Origin of the sequence: Acinetobacter sp. TWP2-2-3, assembly GCF_049896445.1 — a bacterium.
Classification (GTDB): domain Bacteria; phylum Pseudomonadota; class Gammaproteobacteria; order Pseudomonadales; family Moraxellaceae; genus Acinetobacter.
In genome coordinates this window covers 80626-99413 of record NZ_JAFCUI010000009.1, presented here as the reverse complement: position 1 = coordinate 99413, position 18788 = coordinate 80626, and the positions used below count along the sequence as shown (strand labels likewise).

22 protein-coding genes are annotated in these 18788 nt (G+C 44.2%); 6 read left to right on the top strand and 16 right to left on the bottom strand.

Annotation, left to right across the window (positions count from 1 at the left end; all coding sequences use genetic code 11):
* The 5 genes from ACP7AK_RS12445 to ACP7AK_RS12425 all read right to left on the bottom strand — a co-directional run.
* Positions 1-118 (bottom strand): GTP-binding protein (locus ACP7AK_RS12445; protein WP_425879972.1); only part of this gene is annotated, 118 nt, incomplete at its 3' end.
* A 93-nt stretch (positions 119-211) separates the two neighbouring features.
* Complete coding sequence (fusA, locus tag ACP7AK_RS12440; RefSeq protein WP_004646111.1) at positions 212-2347, bottom strand: elongation factor G; 2136 nt, start codon at positions 2345-2347, stop codon at positions 212-214.
* Positions 2348-2475: 128 nt separating this feature from the next.
* On the bottom strand, positions 2476-2946 hold the full coding sequence (gene rpsG, locus ACP7AK_RS12435; RefSeq protein WP_004279240.1) for a 30S ribosomal protein S7: 471 nt from the start codon (positions 2944-2946) through the stop codon (positions 2476-2478).
* 180 nt (positions 2947-3126) lie between these two features.
* On the bottom strand, positions 3127-3501 hold the full coding sequence (rpsL, locus tag ACP7AK_RS12430; RefSeq protein WP_002050319.1) for a 30S ribosomal protein S12: 375 nt from the start codon (positions 3499-3501) through the stop codon (positions 3127-3129).
* Positions 3502-3657: 156 nt separating this feature from the next.
* Positions 3658-5142 carry an EcsC family protein gene (locus ACP7AK_RS12425; protein WP_425880003.1) on the bottom strand — a complete coding sequence of 495 codons (1485 nt, stop codon included), beginning with the start codon at positions 5140-5142 and terminating at the stop codon, positions 3658-3660.
* Positions 5143-5415: 273 nt separating this feature from the next.
* On the opposite strand from ACP7AK_RS12425, the gene ACP7AK_RS12420 reads away from it, so the two are divergent.
* Positions 5416-6645: a beta-ketoacyl synthase N-terminal-like domain-containing protein gene (locus tag ACP7AK_RS12420; RefSeq protein WP_005247122.1), complete on the top strand. Its 1230-nt coding sequence runs from the start codon at positions 5416-5418 to the stop codon at positions 6643-6645.
* Positions 6646-6668: 23 nt separating this feature from the next.
* The gene (locus ACP7AK_RS12415; protein ID WP_004730607.1) at positions 6669-7121 is read left to right on the top strand and encodes a CopD family protein; all 453 of its coding nucleotides are present in this window, start codon (positions 6669-6671) and stop codon (positions 7119-7121) included.
* Positions 7122-7180: 59 nt separating this feature from the next.
* Here ACP7AK_RS12415 and ACP7AK_RS12410 read toward each other — a convergent pair whose 3' ends face one another.
* From ACP7AK_RS12410 to ACP7AK_RS12395, 4 genes are all read right to left on the bottom strand, one after another.
* On the bottom strand, positions 7181-8608 hold the full coding sequence (locus ACP7AK_RS12410; RefSeq protein WP_425880002.1) for an amino acid permease: 1428 nt from the start codon (positions 8606-8608) through the stop codon (positions 7181-7183).
* Between the two features lie 169 nt (positions 8609-8777).
* A complete protein-coding gene (locus ACP7AK_RS12405) occupies positions 8778-9143 on the bottom strand; it encodes a RidA family protein (protein ID WP_262457562.1) in 366 nt (121 codons plus the stop codon).
* Between the two features lie 48 nt (positions 9144-9191).
* A complete protein-coding gene (gene alr, locus ACP7AK_RS12400) occupies positions 9192-10304 on the bottom strand; it encodes an alanine racemase (RefSeq protein ID WP_425880001.1) in 1113 nt (370 codons plus the stop codon).
* A gap of 34 nt (positions 10305-10338) precedes the next feature.
* Complete coding sequence (locus tag ACP7AK_RS12395) at positions 10339-11598, bottom strand: D-amino acid dehydrogenase (RefSeq protein ID WP_164542813.1); 1260 nt, start codon at positions 11596-11598, stop codon at positions 10339-10341.
* A gap of 140 nt (positions 11599-11738) precedes the next feature.
* Here ACP7AK_RS12395 and ACP7AK_RS12390 point away from each other — a divergent pair, with 140 nt between their 5' ends.
* A complete protein-coding gene (locus tag ACP7AK_RS12390) occupies positions 11739-12206 on the top strand; it encodes an Lrp/AsnC ligand binding domain-containing protein (protein WP_004279232.1) in 468 nt (155 codons plus the stop codon).
* A gap of 87 nt (positions 12207-12293) precedes the next feature.
* On the opposite strand, the gene lysM is transcribed toward ACP7AK_RS12390, so the two are convergent.
* The 6 genes from lysM to ACP7AK_RS12360 all read right to left on the bottom strand — a co-directional run bounded on the left by lysM (position 12294) and on the right by ACP7AK_RS12360 (position 16052).
* Positions 12294-12788, bottom strand: coding sequence for a peptidoglycan-binding protein LysM (gene lysM / locus ACP7AK_RS12385; protein WP_425880000.1), 495 nt, complete (start codon positions 12786-12788; stop codon positions 12294-12296).
* Positions 12789-12973: 185 nt separating this feature from the next.
* On the bottom strand, positions 12974-13210 hold the full coding sequence (acpP, locus tag ACP7AK_RS12380) for an acyl carrier protein (RefSeq protein ID WP_004646101.1): 237 nt from the start codon (positions 13208-13210) through the stop codon (positions 12974-12976).
* Between the two features lie 83 nt (positions 13211-13293).
* A complete protein-coding gene (gene fabG / locus ACP7AK_RS12375) occupies positions 13294-14028 on the bottom strand; it encodes a 3-oxoacyl-ACP reductase FabG (protein WP_425879999.1) in 735 nt (244 codons plus the stop codon).
* Positions 14025-15011 carry an ACP S-malonyltransferase gene (gene fabD, locus ACP7AK_RS12370; protein WP_425879998.1) on the bottom strand — a complete coding sequence of 329 codons (987 nt, stop codon included), beginning with the start codon at positions 15009-15011 and terminating at the stop codon, positions 14025-14027. The genes fabG and fabD overlap by 4 nt, the downstream gene beginning before the upstream one ends.
* A gap of 223 nt (positions 15012-15234) precedes the next feature.
* Complete coding sequence (gene rpmF, locus ACP7AK_RS12365) at positions 15235-15417, bottom strand: 50S ribosomal protein L32 (protein ID WP_004279227.1); 183 nt, start codon at positions 15415-15417, stop codon at positions 15235-15237.
* Positions 15418-15494: 77 nt separating this feature from the next.
* Positions 15495-16052: a YceD family protein gene (locus ACP7AK_RS12360; protein ID WP_004279226.1), complete on the bottom strand. Its 558-nt coding sequence runs from the start codon at positions 16050-16052 to the stop codon at positions 15495-15497.
* 97 nt (positions 16053-16149) lie between these two features.
* Here ACP7AK_RS12360 and ACP7AK_RS12355 point away from each other — a divergent pair, with 97 nt between their 5' ends.
* The 3 genes from ACP7AK_RS12355 to ACP7AK_RS12345 all read left to right on the top strand — a co-directional run bounded on the left by ACP7AK_RS12355 (position 16150) and on the right by ACP7AK_RS12345 (position 17847).
* Positions 16150-16812, top strand: coding sequence for an elongation factor P hydroxylase (locus ACP7AK_RS12355; RefSeq protein WP_168387083.1), 663 nt, complete (start codon positions 16150-16152; stop codon positions 16810-16812).
* An 87-nt stretch (positions 16813-16899) separates the two neighbouring features.
* Positions 16900-17517, top strand: coding sequence for an L-threonylcarbamoyladenylate synthase (locus ACP7AK_RS12350; protein WP_004730625.1), 618 nt, complete (start codon positions 16900-16902; stop codon positions 17515-17517).
* A 45-nt stretch (positions 17518-17562) separates the two neighbouring features.
* A complete protein-coding gene (locus tag ACP7AK_RS12345) occupies positions 17563-17847 on the top strand; it encodes a hypothetical protein (protein ID WP_004279223.1) in 285 nt (94 codons plus the stop codon).
* A gap of 81 nt (positions 17848-17928) precedes the next feature.
* On the opposite strand, the gene ACP7AK_RS12340 is transcribed toward ACP7AK_RS12345, so the two are convergent.
* A complete protein-coding gene (locus ACP7AK_RS12340; RefSeq protein ID WP_253113772.1) occupies positions 17929-18408 on the bottom strand; it encodes a hypothetical protein in 480 nt (159 codons plus the stop codon).
* Between the last annotated feature and the right edge of the window lie 380 nt (positions 18409-18788).

The following is an 18788-nucleotide window of genomic DNA, read 5'->3' as shown; positions in this document are numbered from 1 at the left end:
ATTTCTTCGCACATACAGTTGCAATTGCAGCTGTTAAAGTTGTTTTACCATGGTCAACGTGACCAATTGTGCCCACGTTAACGTGTGGCTTATTACGTTCAAACTTAGCCTTAGCCATGAGATCTTCCTTTTTAAACTACTCATGCAGGATCACTGCATGAGCACTTGGTTTTTAACTATGAATTAGTTTGGGCTTATAGTAATCGAAAGATTACTCGTCGTCACCTTTTTTACCGCCAGACTGGAATTTAGAAATGATGCCTTCAGCCACGTTACGTGGAGTTTCAGCATATTTAGCAAATTCCATAGAGTATGTTGCACGGCCTTGAGACATAGAACGCATTTGAGTCGCGTAACCAAACATCTCAGCAAGTGGAACCTCAGCTTTAATTGCTTTAGTACCACCAGGCAAGTCATCCATACCTTGAACCATACCACGACGACGGTTTAAGTCACCCATGATATCGCCCATGTAGTCTTCTGGAGTTTCTACTTCAACTTTCATGATAGGTTCAAGAAGAACAGGATCTGCTTTCATGAAACCGTCACGGAAGGCATAAGAACCAGCCATCTTGAACGATAATTCGTCCGAATCGACATCGTGGTAAGAACCGTCAAACAATGTAGCTTTAATGCCAACTACTGGGTAACCAGCAAGGACACCATTCTTCATACGCTCTTGGATACCTTTATCCACAGCACCGAAGAATTCTTTAGGAACTACACCACCAACAACTTCTTCAACGAACTCGTAGTCTTTACCAGCATCAGCATCCATTGGCTCTAAACGTACGTATACGTGACCAAATTTACCTTTACCACCAGTTTGACGAACGAATTTACCTTCTTGCTCAACTGACTTTTTGATCGTTTCACGGTAAGAAACCATTGGTTTACCAATGTTTGCTTCAACACCGAATTCACGCTTCATACGGTCAACAATAATGTCAAGGTGAAGTTCACCCATACCAGCGATGATTGTTTGACCTGACTCTTCATCAGTACGAACGCGGAATGATGGATCTTCCTTAGCCAAACGACCTAAAGCAATTGACATTTTTTCTTGGTCAGCTTTAGTTTTTGGTTCAACAGCCAATGCAATTACTGGCTCTGGGAATTCCATACGCTCAAGTGTGATGACATTTTTCTCATCACAAAGTGTATCACCTGTAGTTACGTCTTTAAGACCTACACACGCAGCGATATCACCCGCACGAATTTCTTCAACGTCTTGACGATCGTTCGCGTGCATTTGCACGATACGGCCGATACGTTCACGTTTAGATTTAACTGGGTTATAAACAGAATCACCTTGTTTAAGAACACCAGAGTAAACACGTACGAAAGTTAAGTTACCTACGAATTTGTCGTTCATGATTTTGAACGCAAGTGCAGAGAACGGAGCTTCGTCAGATGCTTCACGAATCGCTTTAGTTTCAGCCTTATCGTCAAGAACACCTTCAATCGCTTTAACTTCTGTAGGCGACGGTAAGAATTCAATTACTGCGTCCAACATACGTTGAACACCTTTGTTTTTGAATGCTGTACCACAAAGCATTGGTTGAATTTGACAAGCCAAAGTTTGGACACGTAGACCAGCAACGATTTGTTCTTTAGTCAAATCGCCATTGTTCAGGTATTCATCCATTAACTCTTCAGAAGCTTCAGCAGCAGCTTCAACCATGTTTGTACGCCATTCTTCAGCAGTTTCTTGAAGTTCAGCCGGGATTTCACCGTATTCAAACTTCATACCTTGTGAAGCTTCGTCCCAAATGATCGCTTTCATTTCGATCAAGTCGATTACGCCTTGGAAGTTTTCTTCAGCGCCAACAGGGATTACTACAGGTACTGGAGATGCACCTAAACGTGTTTTCATTTGTTCAACAACACGGAAGAAGTTGGCACCAGTACGGTCCATCTTGTTCACGAATGCTAAACGAGGCACTTGGTATTTGTTCGCTTGACGCCATACAGTTTCAGACTGAGGTTGTACACCACCTACAGCACAGTAAACCATACACGCACCATCAAGAACACGCATAGAACGTTCAACTTCAATTGTGAAGTCAACGTGTCCCGGTGTATCAATTACGTTGATACGGTGTTCAGGGAACTGTTTAGACATACCTGACCAGAATGTAGTCGTAGCAGCAGAAGTAATGGTAATACCACGTTCTTGCTCTTGCTCCATCCAGTCCATTGTTGCTGCACCATCGTGTACTTCACCAATTTTGTGAGATACACCTGTGTAGAACAGAATACGTTCTGTAGTTGTGGTTTTACCCGCATCAATGTGCGCGGAAATACCAATGTTACGATAACGAGAAATTGGGGTTTGACGTGCCATGATTTCTAGCATTCCTAAATTTTGTTGTTTAAAACAGGACGCTTTAAGCTGCATAGCAACTTAAAGCGCTTTGGTGACAAAACCATGACGGTCTTATCACCCTCCTGAATAGGGCCTGTTTTATCTGCTTAGAAACGGTAGTGAGAGAATGCTTTGTTGGCTTCAGCCATACGGTGCACATCTTCACGTTTCTTAACCGCAGCGCCTTTGCCTTCAGATGCATCAAGCAACTCGCCAGCAAGACGTAAAGCCATAGTTTTTTCAGAACGCTTAGCAGCAGCATCTACTAACCAACGCATCGCTAGAGCAGTACGACGGGATGGGCGTACTTCCATAGGAACTTGGTATGTAGCACCACCAACACGGCGTGCTTTTACTTCGACCATAGGACGAACTTTTTCAAGAGTAGTCTCGAAAAATTCAACTGGGTCTACTTTAGATTTTTCTTGAACGCGGTCTAAAGCACCGTAAACGATACTTTCAGCAATAGATTTTTTACCATCTTGCATTACGTGGTTCATGAATTTAGCGATTGTTTGGCTGCTGAACTTAGGATCCGGAAGGATTTCACGAGCAGCGACTACGCGACGTCTTGGCATTTTAAACTACCTATAAAGATGACACTTCAGGTTTATCCAGCATGAGTACAAAGTGTCATGTACTACTCGCTGGCCTTACTATACGTCGCTTGGAATTTTCACAAAATTAATGCAGAAATCAGACAAGCGAGACGATAAAGGATTGCGGTTCTACGTTCTTAAAATTTAATTCTTAACGAATTATTTCTTAGGACGTTTAGTACCGTATTTAGAACGAGACTGGTTACGATCTTTAACACCAGCACAGTCTAAAGAACCACGAACGGTATGGTAACGTACACCTGGTAAGTCTTTAACACGACCACCACGGATAAGAACAACACTGTGCTCTTGTAGGTTATGGCCTTCACCACCGATGTAGCTAGAAACTTCGAAACCTGAAGTTAAGCGAACACGGCAAACTTTACGCATTGCTGAGTTAGGTTTTTTAGGTGTAGTTGTGTAAACACGTGTACAAACACCACGGCGCTGTGGACAAGCCTTCAACGCAGGAACTTTAGATTTTTCAACTAAAGTCGTACGACCCTTGCGGATCAACTGATTTGTTGTTGCCATTTGGCAATTCTCCCGTTAATAAAAAGCCCCAAAAAACTACTACTTTTTGAGGGCATGCAATTGTAATTCAAGATGCAAAATTGGTCAACCTACTCAAGCCAAGCAAATACCGTTTCTCACGACATTTGCCTGCTTTTATTTACCTTCAAAATTCGCTTATTTTTTTGAATTTTTACTGACTTTTTTAGTCACATCTTGAGCTTCAGATTCAGTTTTCGAATTTTCTTGATCGTCTACGCCCTGCTGTGAAGTCTCTGTAGCAGCTTCTGCCTCGTCAGCAGCTTCTGGATGCAGTTCAGCTTCGATTTCCGGATCAAATGAAGTTTTGGTTAAAGCGGGTTGTTGCGACTGCTTATCTACCGCAGGTTCAACCAACTCATCGTTAAGCGCTTCCAGCCCTTCACTCACCTTTTCATCTTTCTTCACTTCTGCTTCTTCAGAGCTTAGATCATTCTGCTCTTTTTTGACCAGCTTGACTTGGGTAATCGTGTTATTGCCCTCAATCGCAATATCTTTATCCATGATCGGCTTATCTTTCGCAGGCTCAACGTCGTGAGAGGCACCATTTAGGAGTTTCGGAGTTGCCTGTTGTAACAAACTGACTGCTTTTTCATAGGCAGCATAAGGAGACAATTGCGAATCCTGATGCTGAATCAGGTATTGGCGTGCATGTGAGAATGCTTCTTGAGCTTTCTGATTTACATCCTCGACAAAACGGTGGCTATATACTGCACCAATACCTGCACTTGCCAGAGGCGTTAGTTTGGTTAATCGCTCCAGAATCGAAATTTTTGGCAGATGATTCATCCATTCCCATTTAGCCTCTCCCTCATGACGACTTAGCCATTGTTTGATAGCGCTGACATCATTATCAGAACCTAGCATGGCTTGTAGCTGGGAGATATCATGAGTTTTAAGGGTATTACTTAACGCTTTTAAACCCAATAACAAGGTTTGCTTTTCTGCAATCAGGCTCAGGTCGATCTGTCTAAAGATATGCTGGACGATTTCCTGATCATCTTCTTTGCTCAGGTCAAAACCATAAGAGCGACCGACTTGATAAATGGTACGCAACGCCATCAGTAAAGAAGCGGGAATATCAATCGCGGTGCCAAGCATCCCTGAAGCACCACTCACTGCACCCTGAACCGTCGCAATCCATTTGTTTTGTTCACCTAAAGCCTGTGAAATTCGCTTGGATCGGTCGACGTCCTGAGTCAATTCTTCTAAATCTTTCGCTCCAGCTTCATTCAGAATGGCATCAACCGAACTGGTTTGATTACTAAATTGATTCAGACGCTCATAAAAGTAGTTAGACACTTTTTCGGTTAAGTCTGGAGAAACAAAATGCGCGACATTATTCACGGTATTAAAGCGGCGCCCGAGAAGTTGACGAGAGACATTTGGAAGATGCTCGCGAAGCATTTGCTGAGGATTATCATATTTTTTAGCTGAAAAAGCGCTTTTCGTCTTCGCCGAACCGTCAATCACCTGATCGGAGTTAGAAGGCTTCAGCGCTTTAGTCACCGAATCCGGCGCAACATGATTCAACAAATCCAATCCGGTTGAACTGAACTTTTTCGCCACTCCAAAGGCATTCGAAATCAGACCATTAGATTGTTTATTATTAGCATTTACCATTTTTTACCTCAGCATTCATGTGCTTGTATTTGGTATAAATACTAGGTGTAGTCAGCGTTTATCTCAACTTTATTCTGTTTCATTTAGTAAAACCCCTACATGCCGACTCACAAACTCAACCGACTGTCACACGGCATAACATTTGCCATAAGATTTCAAAAGTCTTTCTGCTATCATGTTCCCCATCATGAAATAAGGCTAAGCGCTGGATTGGGCGATTTTAAAACCCAGATATCTGCCGCTGAGCATAGAGCAAACTATAAGGATCTGTAGATGAAACGTGTTGTCATCACTGGCATGGGTATTAACTCATGTATTGGTAATACATTAGAGGATGTAAACCATTCTTTACAAAACGGGATTTCAGGAACACGTTTTAATCCGACTTATGCTGAACTCAATTTCAAAAGTCATGTCAGTGCTGCAGCCGAGCAGGATTTCGATGGGATCGACCGCAAACTGAAACGCTTTATGGGTGTATGTGCGATGTATGCATATAACTCAGCTCTTGCTGCGGTTGAACATGCAGGTTTAAAGGTTGAAGACTTAGCTGGCAACCCACGTTATGGTATCGCGGGTGGTTCAGGTGGCGGTTCAACTGCTTCCGTTATTGAAATGAACGAATTATTGCAAACCAAAGGTGCGCGTAAAGTCGGCCCTTTCTTTGTACCACGTAATATGACCAACACCATTACGGCTAACGTTGGCGTTGCATTCAAATTACAAGGCGTGGCACATACCATTACTAGTGCATGTGCAACCTCTGCGGATGCGATTGGTTATGCCTACAACCTGATTCAACTCGGCAAACAAGATTTAATGCTGGCGGGTGGCGGTGAAGAAGATCACTGGTCACAAAGCTTGTTGTTTGATGCGATGGGCGCACTTTGCTCTAAATACAATGACAGCCCTGAAACAGCATCACGCCCTTATTCTGCAGACCGTGACGGTTTCGTGATTGCCGGTGGTGGTGGTTTTGTGATCCTTGAGTCTTTGGAACATGCGAAAGCGCGTGGCGCAAATATCTTAGCTGAAGTGGTTGGCTATGCTGCAAACAGTGATGGTGCCGACATGGTTGCACCATCTGGTGAAGGTGCAACGCGTTGCGTACTAATGGCTTTAGAAGAAGCAAAACAACACGGTGTCGATAAAATTGACTATGTAAATACGCATGGTACTTCTACTCCAGCGGGTGACATCACAGAACTTAAAGCAATGGAACGTGCTTTTGGTGAAGGTCAGGTTCCTCCACTCAGCTCAACCAAATCAATGACGGGTCACAGTCTGGGTGCTGCTGGTGTTCAGGAAGCGATTTATTCAGTTCTGATGATGCAGAATGACTTTATTGCGCCAAACATCAACGTGACCGAGCTGGATGAAGGCGCGAAACCGTTTGATATCGTGCTTGAAAAACGTGACGCAAAATTGAATACTGTGATGAGTAACAGTTTCGGTTTCGGCGGCGTAAATGCTTGTCTCATTTTCAAAAAATGGGAAGGCTAAGCTGCCCAGTTTAGGGTGACTTGATGGATGCTCCTTCTGATGCTTTCTTGTGGGTAAAAGCATTACATATTATTGCAGTAGTTTGCTGGTTCGCGGCTTTGTTCTACTTGCCACGTTTATATGTTTATCATGCCATGAGCGAAGATGCCATCAGTCATCAACGCTTTGAAGTCATGGAACGCAAGTTGTACCGTGGCATCATGTGGCCAGCCATGTTGGCCACCTTGATTACGGCACACTTTCTGGTGGATTGGGGTGATGCAACGCGTCATTACCATGAAGCCTTATGGTTTTACCTTAAAGTCGGCCTGGTCGGCTTATTGGTGATTTACCATCTGGTGTGTGGTTATTACCGCAAGAAGCTGATTGGTAATGCACACTACAAGTCACACAAGTTTTGGCGTTATTTTAATGAGATGCCAACCTTGATCTTATTTGCAGTGGTGATTTTAGTCGTGGTTAAACCTACTTTCTAATTCACCCACGCAATCAAAAAAAATCCCCGATCAGTCGGGGATTTTTTATGTCTGAATATTTAATGATTACCACGCTGACGCATACGTGGCTTATACAGCAGTCGATAGGTCACCGCCAGAATAATCAACCATAAAGGACTGATCATCAGAGCTTTTAGAGTGTCAGGTTCCAGGCTTAAAATAATCAAGGCGAATAACAGGAATGCCAATACCACATAAGACATCCATACCCCACCCGGCATTTTAAAGTTCGAGGCGGCATGCTTTTGCGGTTGCTGCTTACGGTAACGGATATAGCACACCATGATGATGCTCCAGATACTAATAAACAGGATCACACACAGCGAACTTGCCAGAGTAAAAGCTTCCATGGTGTTTGGTACAAAATACTGAAATGCTGCCCCCAACATAATAAAAGCACAGGAGAAAAATAACCCTGTGGCTGGTACTGCCCGACTAGATAACCGCGCTAAAGCTTGAGGCGCCTGTCCATCACGTGCCAAACCAAACAACATACGACTGGTCGAGAATACCCCACTGTTCATAGAGGACATCACTGACGACAATACCACCAGGTTCATGATAATGGCTGAAGTTGGAATACCGGCATACAGGAACAAACTCACAAATGGACTTTGATCCGCAGGAATCAAATGCCATGGTGTAACTGACATGATCATCAGCAATGACAATACATAGAACAGAATGATCCGCGTAGGAATGGCGTTGACCGCTTTGGGTAAATTCTTTTCCGGATCTTTGGTTTCTGCCGCCATCGTACCGAGCAGTTCCACCCCGACAAAGGCAAACATGGCAATCTGGAAGCCTGCCAGAAAACCAGTAAAGCCTTTGGGAAATAAGCCACCATGCGCCCAGACATTACTAAAGCTGGCGACGGCGCCACTCGGTGCCTGAAAACCGCTAAACACCATATAACCACCGACAAAGATCAAACCAAGAATGGCTAAAATCTTGATTAGTGCGAACCAGAATTCAATCTCACCAAACAGTTTTACCGTGACCAAGTTAATCGCGAGAATAAACAGCACACAACCCACACTAATCATGGCCTGCCCCATCGGGGTAAAGGCCATGCCTTCAGGCAGCCAGAAACTCAAATAGTTAATAATCGCCGCGAGATCGGCAATCCCTACCAGCACCCAACCCAGCCAGTACGACCAGCCAATATAATAACCAGCACCCGGCCCGATCAGGTCATGGGCCATATCAATAAAAGATTTGTAATGCAGATTAGACAGCAGCATTTCACCCAACGCACGCATCAGGAAGAAGAACATGCCACCAATGATCATATAAATGATCAAAATTGAAGGGCCTGCCAGGGAGATGGTTTTTCCCGATCCCATAAACAAGCCGGTACCGATACAGCCACCAATGGCGATTAACTGCAAATGTCGGTTAGAGAGTTTTCGTTGTAACTCATGCGGCGACGATTTTACGTCTTCTGTGTCCGGGGTGGTTTTCATTTTTACATCCTTTTTAATCTTTACAACAGCATCAAGCTGAATTTACAACGTTCAGTCCTCGAACGCTTATTATGACATTTTCATACTTTTTACTGCGCTATTCAGTGAGATTTACTGCACTAAAACGACTTAAATCATTGCATGGGAGATTTCAATATCAAAAATTCAATTAAGCTTGAGCTGCAATAACTGCAATTTCAATCAGCCAGTCCGGATTGACCAAATCTGCCTGAATCGTGGCACGTGCCGGCGTGCCATGACCTTGTAACCATTCTACCCAAAGCTGATTCACGGTTTGAAAATCATCCAGATGCTTGACAAATAATTGTGCAGAAATCAGCCGGCTTTTATCAGTATTTGCCAGTGCGAGCAATTCCTCAATTTTTGCAAAGACTTCCTGTGTTTGGCCTCGTACATCCAGATCTGTGCTATTCGGCACCTGACCTGATAGATACACAGTTTGATGATGAATCGTCACCGCACTCATGATTTGATTGCTGTTGAGTCGCTGAATGGCTGTATTGTCCTGTGTCATGCTAATCTTCCTTATTTGGGATATTTAAATAAAATTTAAATTAAAAATTTAAGCGTCAATCTGGAAATGAACCCGGGCGGTCACCGCACACATCAGCTCATAGCCAATCGTGCCTGAACTGGCCGCCACCTCATCAATCGGCAAAGTCACACCTTGGGAAGATCGTCCCCAAAGTACCACTTCACTCCCCACATTCGCCTGCGGCAGCGCAGTCAGATCTACCGCCAGCATATCCATACTGACCCGACCTAATGTCTGTGTTTTGATTGAATCGACCAGCACAGGTGTACCGGTCGCCGATAGTCGTTGATAACCATCCGCATAGCCACAGGCCACAATGCCGATCCGCATATTCTGCGTGGCGATAAATTTGGAACCATAGCCAATGCTCTCACCTGTCTGGATCATTTGAATGGCGATAATTTCACTGCGTAAGCTCATGCTCGGTTGCAGATTCCAGTCTTGAATCGTGTGTGTTGGATAATCTGGTGAACTGCCATACAGCATGATGCCGCTACGTACAATATCGGAATGAAGGGTTTGATGATGCCGCAGAATGGCTGCACTATTGCTGAGTGAGGTTTTACCCTCAAGTCCCTGAATGGCCTGGCTAAAAATCAGGTTTTGATGCTGAATTCCGTCCTGCCCAAAACGCTGACCATCCGCATCGGAGAAATGGGTCATATGCGTGGTTGAACGCACATTATTCAGCTGATGCAGTTCCTGCCAGATCTCTGCATATTGCTGCGGCTCGAAACCCAGACGGTTCATGCCGCTGTTCATTTTCAAATACACATCAAACTGTGCATCCGGCGCTATTTCGGCAAACTGTTTCAGCCATTGCACTTGATGTCGGGAATGAATGGCAAAGCTCATTTCATGCTTCACACATGCAAATAAATCCTCAAAAGCGAAAATACCTTCGAGCAACATTAGCGGCTTCTTGCATCCCAGCGCACGTAGCCGCGCGCCCTCTTCAATATCCAGAAAGGCAAAACCGTCTGCACCTTCAAGTCCAGCATAGACACGTTCAATCCCGTGCCCATAGGCATTGGCCTTGACCACGGCAAATACCTGACTATTGGGCATATATTGGCGCGCCACACTTAAATTATGCCCAAGCGCCTGTTGATGAATGATCGCAGTAATGGGACGTGGCATACATTCCTCCTTGAATATTCCGCCTCAGATGGCCTTAAGCCGCTTGGTGATAGCGCGCCAATGACAGACCTTCGGTGCTGATTTCAGGATCACGGGCCAAGACCAGATCGCTGATTAATTTTCCTGAACCACAAGCCATGGTCCAGCCCAGCGTGCCATGTCCGGTATTCAGGAACAGATTTTTAAAACGGGTTTTTCCAATAATTGGCGTACTGTCCGGGGTCATTGGACGCAGGCCTGTCCAGAAGCTGGCCTGATTCATGTCACCCCCTGGGAATAAATCACGGGTCACCATTTCCAGCGTGCCGCGACGATCTTCATTCAGACCCAGGTTAAAACCACTCAGTTCTGCCATACCACCGACGCGGATGCGCTGGTCGAAACGGGTGATTGCAATTTTATAGGTTTCATCCAGCACGGTAGATTGCGGAGCGAAGGCTGGATCTAGAATAGGAATGGTTAATGAATAACCTTTTACTGGATATACCGGCAAATTCAGTTCAAGCGGTTTAAGGAAATCACGTGAATAACTACCAAAGGCCAGCACATATTTATCTGCCGTGAGCACCTGACCATTCACCAGAACACCTTTGATCTGGTCACCTTCTACAATCAGCTTTTCAACGTTTTGATTGAACTTAAACTCTACACCCATCCCTTTGGCATGTTCTGCCAGGGCATTGGTAAACAGATAGCAGTCACCTGTTTCATCATTGGGTAAATGAAGACCACCCACCAGTTTGTCTTTTGCCTGTGCCAATGCCGGTTCTACACGCGCCAGTCCATCGCGATCCAGCAGTTCAAACTCAACTCCAGTTTCCTTCAGAACTTCGATATCGCGCTGAACTGCATCCAGCTGCGCATCTTTACGGAAAATCTGCAAAGTACCTTTCGCGCGGTTTTCATAAGAGATGCCAATATCACGGCGCAAATTACGTAAACAGTCACGGCTGTATTCAGCCACACGCACCATCCGTTCTTTATTGACTGCATAATGCTGGGCATTACAGTTTTTCAGCATTTGTGCCATCCACTGCAATTGCCACAAGCTGCCATCGACATTAATCGCCAACGGTGCATGATGCTGAAACATCCATTTGACTGCCTTAAACGGAATACCTGGTGCAGCCCAAGGGGTCGAATATCCTGGAGAAATCTGCCCGGCATTACCGAAGCTGGTTTCTTGCGCCGGACCTGCCTGACGATCCAACACAGTCACGGTTGCTCCCTGCTGCGCCAGATAGTAAGCGCTTGCCACACCAATCACACCACTACCTAAAACCAATACGCGCATTACCTTAACCCTCAAACATCTTTTCAGTTTATTTCACTAGTATATTTTTGCTTTAATAGTTAAATTCACTATATTCAGACTGTATATTCAGTGGAATAAATATTTTTTCGGGCAGAATTAAAAAAAAGAGGGAAATATTGATGCGCAAATTAGACCGCATTGACCGCATGATTCTAGACATCCTGCAACGCGATGGCCGGATTGCCATTAGCGAACTTGCAGCACGCGTCAATCTATCAACCACACCCTGTTCAGAACGGGTAAAACGGCTGGAACGCGAAGGCATCATCATGGGTTATTACGCCCGTCTAAATCCGGAAATGCTAGAACGTAGTTTGCTGGTATTTCTGGAAATCAAACTCTCAGCCAAATCAGGTGATGTCTTTGATCAGGTGGCACGCAATTTGACTGAGATTCCGGAAGTCCTGGAATGCCATTTAATTTCCGGTGATTTTGATTATCTGGTCAAAGCGCGTTTAAAGGAAATGAGTGCCTATCGCCGCCTGTTGGGAGATTTACTAAAAAAACTGCCCGCTTCTGCTTCATCCCACAGTTATGTAGTGATGGAAGAAGTCAAAGAAAGTTTATATCTGGACCTAGGTATTTAGTAATGATGGCTTTTTAAAGCTACGGACAAAAACAACAAAGCCCCAAACGGGGCTTTGAGATCGAACATTGATTGGAATTATTAAATCTTAAGCAGGAATGCGGAGCACCTGTCCCGGGAAAATATCATCTGCATCTTTGAGCAACGGACGGTTGGCTTCAAAAATCTTATTATACTGATTGGCATCACCATAAAATTCTTTTGAGATTTTCGACAGACTGTCACCTGATTTCACCGTGTAAAATTTACTTTCCGGTTCAGGACTGCTCACCGTAAGCTGATCATCCACTTTGGCGACATGATCAATATTACCCACGGCCAGAACAATCTTTTCACGATCGGCCTGACTTTGTACCTGACCTCTGATCGTCGCCAGATCAGAAGCGGAATTATAACTAATGGATAAGCCAGTGATCGGAAGGCCCAGACTTTTCACATGGCCGAGTAATTTATTTGCCACTTCCTGAGCAGAAGGCTCTGCAGGTTGTGCTGCAGCCGGCGTTGTCGTTGTAGGGGCAGCCTGTGGTTCCGCAGCAGCTGTATTCTTCTTACCGATACCTTTTACAAAATCAAAAAGACCCATAGCGGACTCCATTCTTGTTGTTAATGTCACATCACTCTTATTTTTATAATGAAAACTCTATAGAGATAGTTAGTCATTGGTGACAGAAAGGTAATGGATTGTAAAACCTCTATTCATGTGAAAAGCAAACACAAAAAAACCACCTCAAGGGTGGTCTTTATGTTCAGCAAAGCTGAAATCGGCGATTAACCTAGTTTCTTAGAAACGTAGTCAATTGCAGATTGAACAGTTGTGATTTCGTTAGAATCTTCATCAGGAATCGTGATGTCGAAATCATTTTCGAAAGACATAACAAGTTCAACTAGATCTAGAGAATCTGCACCTAAGTCATCCATGAAAGACGCTTCGTTTTTAATCTCTTCGATTTTGATACCAAGTTGTTCTGCAACTGCTTGCTTAACACGTTGTTCGATATCGCTCACAGGAATTCTCCTCATTGCTTGTGGCGTTTTTAATGCCGTTAGTTTAATTGAATCTAAAAAATTTGGAAAGTTTATACTTGAGCTTAGCTCATGTATAAGCCCCCATTTACATGCATAACTGTACCAGTAATGTAACTGGCTTTATCTGAAGCCAAGAAACTTACGGCATTTGCGATATCCTGCGGATCACCTAAACGGTTTAATGCCACCTGCTCAGTCATCTTTTTACGAATTTCTTCGCTTAGCTGCTCAGTCATTTCAGTCGCAATAAAACCTGGTGCTACCGAGTTTACGGTAATCTGACGGCTACCCATTTCTTTGGCAAGGCTACGGCTAAATGCTTCAATACCTGCTTTGGCAGCAGAATAGTTGGCCTGACCCGGGTTGGCAAAGTGTGCCACCACAGAACTGATGTTGATGATGCGACCGAAACGCGCCTTGGTCATGCCTTTGAGTACGCGCTTAGACAAACGGTAAACTGCTTTCAGGTGAATATTTAAAATATCATCCCAGTCATCTTCAGACATACGCAGCAGCAAATTGTCTTTGGTAATACCAGCATTATTGACCAACGCAAGGACTGGACCATAGTTCTGTTCAATGTCCGTTACCAGCGCATCAATCGCAGCACCATCACGTACATCTAGTACTTTTCCAGCGCCATTTTCAGCAAACTGTGCAGATAATTTTTCCGCACCTGCTTCAGACGTTGCAGTACCTATGACAAAATAACCGTCTTGAATCAACTGTTGTGCGATCGCAGCACCAATACCACGACTTGCACCTGTTACCAGAGCAACTTTACGTTCCTGTGTCATGCACTTTTCCCTTCTGCCGCCAATACGGTGTTTAATGCATCTTCCAGACGGGATTGACTGTCCAGTGGAAGTGCTTTTTGAATATTCGGCAAGCGTTTCGCCAAGTTGGTCAATACATTACCCGGACCACATTCTACGATGTACTCAACACCTTCATCTTGAAGGAATTGTAAGGTTTTAGTCCATTGTACCGACTCATAAAGTTGCGCGGTCAACGCCTGACGCAATTCATCTACATTGGTTGCTGCTTGCGCGCCTACATTTTGTAATACAGGAATGCGTGGCAGCTCAATGGCGGTTTGTTCCAATGCCGGAGCAAACTGTTCAGCGGCAGGTTTCATTAATGAACAATGCGATGGAACCGATACTGGCAATGCAATCGCTTTTCCGCCGTTTTCTTTGGCCAATGCCATCACTGCTTCAACGCGATCTTTATTGCCTGCAACGACAACCTGCCCTTGCGCATTGTAGTTCGCCGCTTCGACAGAACCTTCGCCTGCTGCAGTTGCTTGTGCACACAGCTCAATCACTTTGGCATCGTCCAGACCCAAAATGGCAGCCATCGCACCCACACCCTGAGGTACAGCAGTCTGCATGAGTTTGCCACGCAAGTTCACTAGCTTCGCAGCATCACCCAGGCTTAAAGCACCTGATGCAACCAGTGCGCTGTATTCACCCAGTGAATGGCCTGCCAGATATTTCGGTGCTACACCGCCAGATTCTAACCACACGCGCCATAAGGCAATACTTGCAGTCAGCAATACCGGCTGGGTAAATTCAGTTTGATCCAGACCTTCGCCAGTTTGCGCAATCTGCCACAGATCAAAACCGACGGCTTCAGATGCTTCTGCAAATGTCTCGCGAATACTTGCAAACTGTTCTGCAAGCTCAGCCAGCATACCAGCTTTTTGTGAACCCTGACCCGGAAACACAAATGCAGTTTTTGTTGCTGGCACTGCTTGTTCGAGTGGTGTAGCAGACATAATAAAATCCTTTCATTCAAGAGGTGTGCTTCTTCAATCCTAACAAGAAGACTGACCAATAAGACCACCTAAATCATTGTGGAGCGCAATTTAGCATGTAATTTTGCTGGCGGTAATTGCCAAATACAACAAAAAACCGATACACCTAAAAATCAAAGACAAAAAAAAGGGAGCTAAATGCTCCCATTTTTTCTACTAAGCTTGACGCTTAATACATCACCAATTATTCAGCAGATGCTTTAGCGAATAATTGACGACCACGGTAGATACCATCTTTAGATACGTGGTGACGACGGTGAGTCTCGCCAGTAGCTTGGTCTACAGTTAATGCATTCTCGGTTAAAGCGTCATGTGAACGGCGCATGTCACGGCGAGAGCGACTTTTACGGTTTTGCTGAACGGCCATGATGGCTCCTTACAAAGATCGAAAAAATGGATCAGAACAAATTCGATTGTCTTATACACAAGAGTATAACACAAAAATTAGTTAAGTTTACCCTTCAAAGCAGCCAAAACTTCAAACGGGTTGTCCCGTTTTTCTTCAGCCACTTCTTCTACGGCAGGTTGATGCTTATGTTCACAAAACTCATGTTTAGGCGACAACGGCATCAACAATAACAGTTCATCTTCTATCAGCGCGAGCAAATCAGCGGTCGCCGGTGCATCATAATCACCTTTGGTCGTTGCTTCACTTTCACCTAGGACGATGAAATCAGCATCCTCATCCAAGCGCTCTATCAGTGACTCATCATCCACAAGTGCTAAATGGAACGATGAAACCAGTTCAATTTCTACAGTTTCCAGACAACGCTGGCATTCCATAGGAACTTTTGTTTCAACGTGACCATCTAGCCATGCAATACGATGATAGGCATCCATTGATAGCTTACAGTCTATGTTAATCAATTGATCATCAATTGATCCAACAGCTTCACGAGCGATACGAACAAAGCGGGATAAAGGCAGTTGACCTGACCATTTAAAGCCCTGTTCAGCCCATTTAAACGGCTCAATCTGTGCCGGAAAGGTATTTGCTGACATAATTAAGGCGGCAATTCTACAAATTCATCAGTACTCTGTCAAAGATTAAGATACAATTTTGTACTTATTTCGACAGACCATTTGGGTAACTCAAGTCATGCATCTGTTGCAGCCGCAAACAGAAGTGAATGTTTCATCACTCGTTAGCACAATTCCAAGCCTTGATTCTGACAGTTCAACACAACAAGTGCAACTCTCGCCATGGGCGAATTTATCGTCAGAAGCGCAGCAAGTGGATTGGCTCATCTTACACTTTAATCACTGGTTTTCCCATTTAAATGTCACTTTAGTGCGCGGCGAATTTGAACCAGAATATTTCCCTGCCAGCGCAGACCGTCCTGCCCTGATCCAGTTTGCGCATGGTTTCTTTAATAGTGCCTTGCATGAAATCAGTCACTGGACCATTGCCGGAGACAAACGCCGTCTGTTGCCTGATCTGGGTTACTGGTATGCACCGGATGGCCGCACCCGCGAACAGCAGGCTTTATTTGAACAGGTCGAAATCAAGCCACAGGCGATTGAATGGATGTTTGCCCAGGCTTTTGGCCGTAAATTCCGGGTTTCTTTGGATAACCTGGCTGGCGACGGCGGTGATGGTGCCAGCTTTAAAGATAATGTCTACGCTCAAGTACAGGCTTATTTTAATGGTACAGCCAAACTTCCACGTGATGCAGCACGCTTTATCCAATGTATCTGTATCTGCATCAGAGGTGGCAAAAGTTTACAATCTGATGAATTTATACGTGAAATGCTTGATTAAATTACACAAATCTACCTTTTTTATGATTGCCAGATCTTGCCTGAGCGCCACATAATAAGCCATCAGCCCAAGCTTGGAGTAGTCTCTATGCTGCATTTACGCGTACACCCAGACAATCCGCAACCCCGCTTAATCAGTCAGGCAGTGGAACGTATCCGTGCGGGTGATGTGGTGGTCTATCCCACTGATGCGGCCTATGCGATTGGTTGCCAGATTGGGAACAAGAGTGCCATGGAGCGGATTGCGCAAATTCGTGGTTTGGGCCCAAAGCATCAATATGCGATTCTGTGCTGTGATTTATCCGATATTGCCACTTATGCCAAAGTGGACAATGCCATGTACCGTTTGCTGAAAAATAATACACCGGCCATCACGACCTTTATTTTACCTGCGACCAGTGAAGTGCCACGTCGGTTGATGCATCCCAAGAAGAAAACTATTGGTCTACGCATTCCGAATAATCCGGTATGTCAGCTGTTACTGAAAGAACTCGGTGAGCCGTTATTGACTTCTACCCTGATTTTACCGGGACAGACTGACCCACTCGATGATCCTTATGATATTGAAATGCAGCTGGGCAAACGCATTGATGTTTTTGTAGATAGTGGTTTAGGCACGTTGAGCACGACCTCTATTGTAGATTTATCTGGTGATCATCCAGAAGTGATTCGTCGTGGTATGGGAGATGTCAGCGCCTTTGAATAAACGACGCTTGAGAAATTCCTACAAACATTCGCGGAGTCAAAATGAATGGATTTATTTTATCTCCTGCTAAATCAGCATGAATTTTCTGCACAGGATTTAATCTATGCAGAACTGCCTTGGACACTGCAATCCAAGGCAGTCATGGTCGAAGCACATTTTCCTTCCCATCCCACTGTAAATATTGATCATACTGAGTACCAATTTTTCCTGACGTTGGCTGTAGCGAGACAGTTGTTGCAGATCTATTCAAACCAAAATGTATGCCTGGCAGAGACTTGCCAACGTATCATTGAATTTGCGACCAAGGAATACAATCATTCCTCACCATGAAAATCTAAAAAAGCATAGGGTGAGAGGTTGCAGTTTTATTCTTTTCAATTCGACAGGTATGCAGTGGCTGGCAAAGACAGTTTAAGAATCCGAAGCACGTTCATAATGACGAACCGCAATGAAATTTGGACATTGCGATAGCTTCTGTTCATGATGCATGAGCTCTTCACCCAGTTTATTTTTCAGATACACATGAAAAATAATCTGATCTTCTTCCAATACATTGAGCATCGCTGTACGCGCCTTGGGTTCCATGACTTTAAAGGAATTGATTGACTCACAAGACATGGCTTGCATATCCAGTTTAATCCGCTCATCCAGCTGGTCGCCCTCATAGGCCATATGCCGCATGTAAAAACGGATATTGGGATATTGATCCAGCACACTAAAATCCATTTTCATGGCCTGCATGACAGGTCGGGCCTGTTCCGCAAAAGCTGAAAATCCGCCTGATTTCAGCCCTGTGCGTGCTTCATCTTCAAGCTGCATAATCTGATATTTGGGATAAGCCCAAAATCCCCCGAATGCGATCATCCCAATAACAACCAGAATAAGTGGCATGCTTTCTTCACCTTTTTATTGATTTTTGTGATTCTTGACTATTTTTCGAGAGTATAGCGGGATTTTTGACCAAAAATTACGGGGAAATATTTTATTAATACTTATTAATTTTATGTTTTTTAATGGGAAATCCGTTTAAAAATCATTCAATACCTGCCAGCTAGCTTATTTTCTCTTTTAATGAGAGTCATTGTATTGATCGAGTTTTTTTGAAGTGAATCAACTGGCATCATCTACTAGATACGCTTAATTATGAGAGCCAATTTAACGTAAAAATCACCGTGGCATTTGCTGCCCAATTCTGCCATTTTTCTCGGTGCTATTTTGAAAGAGCTGATAAATTCCATTATTTTTTTAAGTTTTTATGGCTTTGACAGCTT

Bases quoted from the DNA above. Each gene is read 5' to 3' on its own strand.
- ACP7AK_RS12345 (WP_004279223.1), top strand. From the start codon at position 17,563: ATGGATTTATTTTATCTCCTGCTAAATCAGCATGAATTTTCTGCACAG.
- ACP7AK_RS12405 (WP_262457562.1), bottom strand. From the start codon at position 9,143: ATGACACAGGACAATACAGCCATTCAGCGACTCAACAGCAATCAAATC.
- lysM (WP_425880000.1), bottom strand. From the start codon at position 12,788: ATGGGTCTTTTTGATTTTGTAAAAGGTATCGGTAAGAAGAATACAGCT.
- ACP7AK_RS12390 (WP_004279232.1), top strand. From the start codon at position 11,739: ATGCGCAAATTAGACCGCATTGACCGCATGATTCTAGACATCCTGCAA.
- ACP7AK_RS12360 (WP_004279226.1), bottom strand. From the start codon at position 16,052: ATGTCAGCAAATACCTTTCCGGCACAGATTGAGCCGTTTAAATGGGCT.
- alr (WP_425880001.1), bottom strand. From the start codon at position 10,304: ATGCCACGTCCCATTACTGCGATCATTCATCAACAGGCGCTTGGGCAT.
- ACP7AK_RS12355 (WP_168387083.1), top strand. From the start codon at position 16,150: ATGCATCTGTTGCAGCCGCAAACAGAAGTGAATGTTTCATCACTCGTT.
- fusA (WP_004646111.1), bottom strand. From the start codon at position 2,347: ATGGCACGTCAAACCCCAATTTCTCGTTATCGTAACATTGGTATTTCC.
- ACP7AK_RS12340 (WP_253113772.1), bottom strand. From the start codon at position 18,408: ATGCCACTTATTCTGGTTGTTATTGGGATGATCGCATTCGGGGGATTT.
- rpsG (WP_004279240.1), bottom strand. From the start codon at position 2,946: ATGCCAAGACGTCGCGTAGTCGCTGCTCGTGAAATCCTTCCGGATCCT.
- ACP7AK_RS12425 (WP_425880003.1), bottom strand. From the start codon at position 5,142: ATGGTAAATGCTAATAATAAACAATCTAATGGTCTGATTTCGAATGCC.
- ACP7AK_RS12420 (WP_005247122.1), top strand. From the start codon at position 5,416: ATGAAACGTGTTGTCATCACTGGCATGGGTATTAACTCATGTATTGGT.
- rpsL (WP_002050319.1), bottom strand. From the start codon at position 3,501: ATGGCAACAACAAATCAGTTGATCCGCAAGGGTCGTACGACTTTAGTT.
- fabD (WP_425879998.1), bottom strand. From the start codon at position 15,011: ATGTCTGCTACACCACTCGAACAAGCAGTGCCAGCAACAAAAACTGCA.
- ACP7AK_RS12410 (WP_425880002.1), bottom strand. From the start codon at position 8,608: ATGAAAACCACCCCGGACACAGAAGACGTAAAATCGTCGCCGCATGAG.
- ACP7AK_RS12350 (WP_004730625.1), top strand. From the start codon at position 16,900: ATGCTGCATTTACGCGTACACCCAGACAATCCGCAACCCCGCTTAATC.
- fabG (WP_425879999.1), bottom strand. From the start codon at position 14,028: ATGACACAGGAACGTAAAGTTGCTCTGGTAACAGGTGCAAGTCGTGGT.
- rpmF (WP_004279227.1), bottom strand. From the start codon at position 15,417: ATGGCCGTTCAGCAAAACCGTAAAAGTCGCTCTCGCCGTGACATGCGC.
- ACP7AK_RS12395 (WP_164542813.1), bottom strand. From the start codon at position 11,598: ATGCGCGTATTGGTTTTAGGTAGTGGTGTGATTGGTGTGGCAAGCGCT.
- ACP7AK_RS12415 (WP_004730607.1), top strand. From the start codon at position 6,669: ATGGATGCTCCTTCTGATGCTTTCTTGTGGGTAAAAGCATTACATATT.